This window comes from Lactobacillus sp. PSON, assembly GCF_052615405.1.
This window is the reverse complement of the sequence record NZ_JBQXFW010000009.1, coordinates 1-5,050: the sequence shown is the minus strand read 5'-3', so window position 1 is coordinate 5,050 and position 5,050 is coordinate 1. Positions and strand designations below refer to the sequence as shown.

The following is a 5,050-nucleotide window of genomic DNA, read 5'->3' as shown; positions in this document are numbered from 1 at the left end:
AAAAAAGTTCTTGACGAAAGAAAATGAGTTTGATAAAATATAAAAGCTGACTTCTAAGTCAGAAGGTAGTACATTGAAAACTGAACAAAGTTTCGCAAAGTGTGCGGGTGTAAGAACCCAAACAAATGAGCGAAGTCAATTCGCAAGCAATAAATTTTGAGACAAAGATCTTAAAAAACGATTATTTATAAAAATGAGAGTTTGATCCTGGCTCAGGACGAACGCTGGCGGCGTGCCTAATACATGCAAGTCGAGCGAGCGGAATTAGCAGATTTACTTCGGTAATGACGCTTTGGAAGCGAGCGGCGGATGGGTGAGTAACACGTGGGTAACCTGCCCTTAAGTCTGGGATACCACTTGGAAACAGGTGCTAATACCGGATACGATCTATAGCCGCATGGCAATAGATTAAAAGGCGGCGTAAGCTGTCGCTAAAGGATGGACCCGCGGTGCATTAGCTAGTTGGTGAGGTAAAGGCTCACCAAGGCGACGATGCATAGCCGAGTTGAGAGACTGATCGGCCACATTGGGACTGAGACACGGCCCAAACTCCTACGGGAGGCAGCAGTAGGGAATCTTCCACAATGGGCGAAAGCCTGATGGAGCAACGCCGCGTGAGTGAAGAAGGTTTTCGGATCGTAAAGCTCTGTTGTTGGTGAAGAAGGACATGAGTAGTAACTGGCTCATGTTTGACGGTAATCAACCAGAAAGTCACGGCTAACTACGTGCCAGCAGCCGCGGTAATACGTAGGTGGCAAGCGTTGTCCGGATTTATTGGGCGTAAAGCGAGCGCAGGCGGAAAGATAAGTCTGATGTGAAAGCCCTCGGCTCAACCGAGGAATTGCATCGGAAACTGTGTTTCTTGAGTGCAGAAGAGGAGAGTGGAACTCCATGTGTAGCGGTGGAATGCGTAGATATATGGAAGAACACCAGTGGCGAAGGCGGCTCTCTGGTCTGTAACTGACGCTGAGGCTCGAAAGCATGGGTAGCGAACAGGATTAGATACCCTGGTAGTCCATGCCGTAAACGATGAGTGCTAAGTGTTGGGAGGTTTCCGCCTCTCAGTGCTGCAGCTAACGCATTAAGCACTCCGCCTGGGGAGTACGACCGCAAGGTTGAAACTCAAAGGAATTGACGGGGGCCCGCACAAGCGGTGGAGCATGTGGTTTAATTCGAAGCAACGCGAAGAACCTTACCAGGTCTTGACATCTAGTGCCATCCTAAGAGATTAGGAGTTCCCTTCGGGGACGCTAAGACAGGTGGTGCATGGCTGTCGTCAGCTCGTGTCGTGAGATGTTGGGTTAAGTCCCGCAACGAGCGCAACCCTTGTTATTAGTTGCCAGCATTAAGTTGGGCACTCTAATGAGACTGCCGGTGACAAACCGGAGGAAGGTGGGGATGACGTCAAGTCATCATGCCCCTTATGACCTGGGCTACACACGTGCTACAATGGGCAGTACAACGAGAAGCGAACCTGCGAAGGCAAGCGGATCTCTTAAAGCTGTTCTCAGTTCGGACTGCAGGCTGCAACTCGCCTGCACGAAGCTGGAATCGCTAGTAATCGCGGATCAGCACGCCGCGGTGAATACGTTCCCGGGCCTTGTACACACCGCCCGTCACACCATGAGAGTCTGTAACACCCAAAGCCGGTGAGGTAACCTTTATGGAGCCAGCCGTCTAAGGTGGGACAGATGATTAGGGTGAAGTCGTAACAAGGTAGCCGTAGGAGAACCTGCGGCTGGATCACCTCCTTTCTAAGGAAGCTGAATGGTGGAGAGTAGAGATACTAAAAGAAGCCAAGAAAGCAAACGGAAGCACACGAGAGAAACTTTGTTTAGTTTTGAGGGTAGTACCTCAAAAGAGTTAGTACATTGAAAACTGAATAAGAAACCAAGCAAAAACCGAGACAATCATTGAACAGATTGCGAAGAGCGACCGAGAAGAGAGATCTTGAGTAAGGTCAAGAAGAAAAGGGCGCACGGTGAATGCCTAGGCACTAGAAGGCGAAGAAGGACGTGACGAACCACGAAAGGCTTCGGGGAGCTGTAAGTAAGCTATGATCCGGAGGTATCCGAATGGGGGAACCCAGTGCAGGAGATGCACTACTTATCATTGTTAAGATGGTAAGAGCAAGACGCAGTGAACTGAAACATCTAAGTAGCTGCAGGAAGAGAAAGAAAAATCGATTTCCTTAGTAGCGGCGAGCGAAGAGGAAAGAGCCCAAACCCAGTAATTTATTATTGGGGGTTGTAGGACTGCATAAAGGCACTTCAAGAGATAGCAGAATCATCTGGGAAGGTGAGCCAGAGAGGGTGAGAGCCCCGTAAGCGAAATCTTGAGAAGGCCGAGCAGTATCCTGAGTAGGCCGGGACACGAGGAATCCCGGTTGAATCTGCGAGGACCATCTCGTAAGGCTAAATACTAGCTAGTGACCGATAGTGAACCAGTACCGTGAGGGAAAGGTGAAAAGAACCCCGGAAGGGGAGTGAAAGAGAACCTGAAACCGTGTGCCTACAAGTAGTCAGAGCACATTAAAGTGTAATGGCGTGCCTTTTGTAGAATGAACCGGCGAGTTACGTTATGCAGCGAGGTTAAGTCAGAAAAGACGGAGCCGTAGCGAAAGCGAGTCTGAATAGGGCGAGCAGTTGCATGATGTAGACCCGAAACCAAGTGACCTACCCATGGCCAGGTTGAAGGCGTGGTAAAACACGCTGGAGGACCGAACCCACGTAAGTTAAAAATTGCGGGGATGAGCTGTGGGTAGCGGTGAAATTCCAAACGAACTTGGAGATAGCTGGTTCTCTCCGAAATAGCTTTAGGGCTAGCCTCGTGGTAGAGGATAATGGAGGTAGAGCTCTGTTTGGACTAGGGGCCCGTCAGGGGTTACTGAATCCAGATAAACTACGAATTCCATATATCCATACACGGGAGTCAGACTGCGAGTGATAAGATCCGTAGTCGAAAGGGAAACAGCCCAGATCACCAGTTAAGGTCCCCAAATCTATGCTAAGTGGAAAAGGATGTGGAGTTGCGTAGACAACTAGGACGTTGGCTCAGAAGCAGCCATCATTCAAAGAGTGCGTAATAGCTCACTAGTCGAGTGGCGCTGCGCCGAAAATTTACCGGGGCTAAGCATAGTACCGAAACTGTGGATGTGTTTTAAAGAGCACGTGGTAGGAGAGCGTTCTAAGTGCGGTGAAGGCAGATCGAGAGGACTGTTGGAGCGCTTAGAAGTGAGAATGCCGGTATGAGTAGCGAAAGATAGGTGAGAATCCTATCCGCCGAAAGACTAAGGTTTCCTGGGGCAGGCTCGTCCGCCCAGGGTAAGTCGGGACCTAAGGCAAGGCCGAGAGGCGTAGTCGATGGACAACAGGTAGAGATTCCTGTACTGCGATCAATCGTTATGAGCGATGGAGGGACGCAGGAGGCTAGGAACGCGTGGGGCTGGAAATCCACGTTCAAGCGTCAAGCCAGAGAGTGAGTGAAATGCTTGCTCTTGATAAAAGCAAGGCGTGATGAGGAGCGAAATAAAAGTAGCGAAGGTTCTGATGTCACACTGCCGAGAAAAGCTTCTAGCCAGAGAGATCGTACCCGTACCGCAAACCGACACAGGTAGTCGAGTGGAGAACACTAAGGTGAGCGAGAGAACTCTCGTTAAGGAACTCGGCAAAATGACCCCGTAACTTCGGGAGAAGGGGTGCTGATCGTAACAGATCAGCCGCAGTGAATAGGCCCAAACAACTGTTTATCAAAAACACAGGTATCTGCAAAGTCGTAAGACGACGTATAGGTGCTGACACCTGCCCGGTGCTGGAAGGTTAAGAGGAGAGCTTAGCGTAAGCGAAGGTTCGAATTGAAGCCCCAGTAAACGGCGGCCGTAACTATAACGGTCCTAAGGTAGCGAAATTCCTTGTCGGGTAAGTTCCGACCTGCACGAAAGGTGTAATGATTTGGGCACTGTCTCAACGAGAGACTCGGTGAAATTATAATACCCGTGAAGATGCGGGTTACCCGCGACAGGACGGAAAGACCCCATGGAGCTTCACTGTAGCTTGATATTGGGTATCTGTTAAACATGTACAGGATAGGTAGGAGCCTGAGAAGATAGGACGCTAGTTTTATCGGAGGCACTGTTGGGATACTACCCTTGTTTGATGGATACTCTAACCTCGGCGCCTAAGCGGCGTCAGGGACAGTGTCAGGTGGGCAGTTTGACTGGGGCGGTCGCCTCCTAAAGTGTAACGGAGGCGCCCAAAGGTTCCCTCAGAATGGTTGGAAATCATTCGCAGAGTGTAAAGGTATAAGGGAGCTTGACTGCGAGAGATACATCTCGAGCAGGGACGAAAGTCGGGCTTAGTGATCTGGTGGTACCGTATGGAAGGGCCATCACTCAACGGATAAAAGCTACCCTGGGGATAACAGGCTTATCTCCCCCAAGAGTTCACATCGACGGGGAGGTTTGGCACCTCGATGTCGGCTCGTCGCATCCTGGGGCTGAAGTCGGTCCCAAGGGTTGGGCTGTTCGCCCATTAAAGCGGCACGCGAGCTGGGTTCAGAACGTCGTGAGACAGTTCGGTCCCTATCCGTCGTGGGCGCAGGAAATTTGAGAGGAGCTGTCCTTAGTACGAGAGGACCGGGATGGACGCACCGCTGGTGTACCAGTTGTCTTGCCAAAGGCATCGCTGGGTAGCTATGTGCGGAAGGGATAAGCGCTGAAAGCATCTAAGTGCGAAGCCCCCCTCAAGATGAGATTTCCTTTGCGAAAGCAGTAAGACACCTCAGAGACTATGAGGTAGATAGGCTGGAAGTGGAAGAGTAGTGATACTTGGAGCGGACCAGTACTAATCAGTCGATATCTTGACCAAAGCGATTCGCAACGGTTTTTGCGGAAAGGTTTCATATTCAGTTTTGAGTGTAAAAGCTCACAAAAGAGTACGGTGGCGATAGCAAGAAGGATACACCCGTTCCCATGCCGAACACGGAAGTTAAGCTTCTTAACGCCGAGAGTAGTTGGTGGGAGACTGCCTGCGAGGGTAGGCAGCTGCCGTGC

3 rRNA genes are annotated in these 5,050 nt (G+C 50.5%); all 3 read left to right on the top strand.

Going from position 1 to position 5,050, the window contains the following annotated elements:
* Positions 1 to 189 precede the first annotated feature (189 nt).
* Positions 190 to 1,754: ribosomal RNA gene (locus ACTHPI_RS08780) — 16S ribosomal RNA — on the top strand.
* Positions 1,755 to 1,958: 204 nt separating this feature from the next.
* Positions 1,959 to 4,865 (top strand): 23S ribosomal RNA (locus tag ACTHPI_RS08775).
* 68 nt (positions 4,866 to 4,933) lie between these two features.
* A 5S ribosomal RNA gene (gene rrf, locus ACTHPI_RS08770) occupies positions 4,934 to 5,050 on the top strand.
* Together the 16S, 23S and 5S rRNA genes form the textbook arrangement of a ribosomal RNA operon.